The organism is Ruegeria sp. AM9 (genome assembly GCF_056540565.1).
On the sequence record NZ_JBQFWY010000029.1, the window covers coordinates 1 to 2,500 of the forward strand.

Below are 2,500 nucleotides of genomic sequence, written 5' to 3' on the forward strand. Positions count from 1 at the left end.
TTGGTTGCGGGAGTAGGATTTGAACCTACGACCTTCAGGTTATGAGCCTGACGAGCTACCGGGCTGCTCCATCCCGCGACACTTTATGTGACCTACCGCTTACGCTACTTGAGGTCTTTGTTGGCCTATTGCTTACGCTGATTGAGGCCGGGGTCGGTCATTCTGATATCGTATTAGAGAGATGTGGGCTTTTACTAGGTTTGGCGGTGACCTACTCTCCCGGGGCTTAAGCCCAAGTACCATTGGCGCGGCAGTGCTTAACTTCCGGGTTCGGGATGGGACCGGGTGTTTCACTTGCGCTATGACCACCAAACCGAGGAAAAGCCCTCGGTCGACTTTCTTGCTGTGCAAGAAAGCGACCATGCGGCAGGCAGCGTCTTTATCGCAGATAAAGGCGCGTTGCCGCACGGTTGTAGTTATCAACCAACATCGCGGCTTGGCGCTACGACGTTATCCATGGTCAAGGTCGGTGTATGCTTTGGTCTTGTCTTTCCATTACTGGATCAAATCAAGCCTATCGGGCGATTAGTACCGGTCAACTGAACGCATTACTGCGCTTACATCTCCGGCCTATTGACGTGGTGGTCTTCCACGGCCCTCAGGGAGACCTTGTTTTGAGGGGGGCTTCCCGCTTAGATGCCTTCAGCGGTTATCCTGTCCGATCATAGCTACCCAGCACTGCCGTTGGCACGACAACTGGTCCACCAGTGGATCGTTCACCCCGGTCCTCTCGTACTAGGGGCAACTCCTCTCAAGTCTCCTACACCCACGGCAGATAGGGACCGAACTGTCTCACGACGTTCTAAACCCAGCTCACGTACCTCTTTAAACGGCGAACAGCCGTACCCTTGGGACCTGCTCCAGCCCCAGGATGAGATGAGCCGACATCGAGGTGCCAAACACTGCCGTCGATATGGACTCTTGGGCAGTATCAGCCTGTTATCCCCGGCGTACCTTTTATCCGTTGAGCGATGGCCCTTCCACTCGGGACCACCGGATCACTATGGCCGTCTTTCGACTCTGCTCGACTTGTCAGTCTCGCAGTCAGGCTGGCTTCTGCCATTGCACTCAACGAGCGATTTCCGACCGCTCTGAGCCAACCTTCGCGCGCCTCCGTTACGCTTTAGGAGGCGACCGCCCCAGTCAAACTACCCGCCACGCAGGGTCCCGGATCCGGATAACGGACCGCGGTTAGACATCAAGAGTGCGAAGGGTGGTATCTCAAGGGAGGCTCCACAGGGACTTGCGTTCCTGCTTCAAAGCCTACCACCTATCCTGCACATCACAATCCTGATGCCAGTGCGAAGCTGTAGTAAAGGTGCACGGGGTCTTTCCGTCTAACCGCGGGAAGCCTGCATCTTGACAGGCAATTCAATTTCGCTGAGTCGATGTTGGAGACAGCGGGGAAGTCGTTACGCCATTCGTGCAGGTCGGAACTTACCCGACAAGGAATTTCGCTACCTTAGGACCGTTATAGTTACGGCCGCCGTTTACCTGGGCTTCAATTCAAGGCTCTCACCTCTCCTTTTAACCTTCAGGCACCGGGCAGGCGTCAGACCCTATACGTCGTCTTGCGACTTCGCAGAGCCCTGTGTTTTTAATAAACAGTCGCCACCCCCTGGTTTGTGCCCCCAGCCCCTAGTTGCCTAGGAACCGGGCCTCCTTCTCGCGAACTTACGGAGGTATTTTGCCGAGTTCCTTCAACATCGTTCTCTCAAGCGCCTTGGTATGCTCTACCAGTCCACCTGTGTCGGTTTAGGGTACGGTCTGATGGAGGGCTATTTCCAGGAACCACTCAGCAGCCCAATCAATCCGATAAGATTGAACTACACCTGTGATCCGTCACATCCTCCTGGCCTAGGAATATTAACCTAGTTCCCATCGCCTACGCCTTTCGGCCTCGGCTTAGGGGCCGGCTTACCCTGCTCAGATTAGCTTTAAGCAGGAACCCTTGGACTTTCGGCGAGAGTGTCTCTCACACTCTTTGTCGCTACTCATGTCATCATTCTCACTAGTGATCTCTCCACCGGATCCCTCACAGGCCGGCTTCATCGAAAGCCTCTCTCCTCCAATACGCCCGAAGACGTGAAGGAGGAATGAGACTATGTCACACTACGCTCTGCTACCATGCCTTACGGCATCCTAAGCTTCGGCTCATGGCTTGAGCCCCGTTACATCTTCGCCGCAGGACAACTTATTTAGACCAGTGAGCTGTTACGCTATCTTTAAAGGATGGCTGCTTCTAAGCCAACCTCCTGGTTGTTTTGGTCGTCCCACCTGCTTTCCCACTTAGCCATGAATTGGGGGCCTTAGCTGTAGGTCAGGGTTGTTTCCCTCTCCACTACGGACGTTAGCATCCGCAGTGTGTCTGCCATCTAGTACTCCCGGGTATTCGGAGTTTGGTTAGGATCAGTAAGCCTGTGGGGCCCCATTACCCATCCAGTGCTCTACCCCCCGGGGTATTCGGATGACGCTCTACCTAAATAGATTTCGCAGAGAA

Annotated in this window: 1 tRNA gene and 2 rRNA genes (1 of these 3 cut by a window edge); all 3 read right to left on the reverse strand. The window is 54.5% G+C overall.

Annotated elements, in window-relative coordinates:
• Window position 1 precedes the first annotated feature (1 nt).
• Window positions 2-78 (reverse strand) — tRNA-Met (locus ACR0DO_RS19330).
• Window positions 79-198: 120 nt separating this feature from the next.
• Window positions 199-313, reverse strand: a 5S ribosomal RNA gene (gene rrf / locus ACR0DO_RS19335).
• A gap of 191 nt (window positions 314-504) precedes the next feature.
• Window positions 505-2,500: ribosomal RNA gene (locus tag ACR0DO_RS19340) — 23S ribosomal RNA — on the reverse strand (it continues 831 nt past the right edge of the window).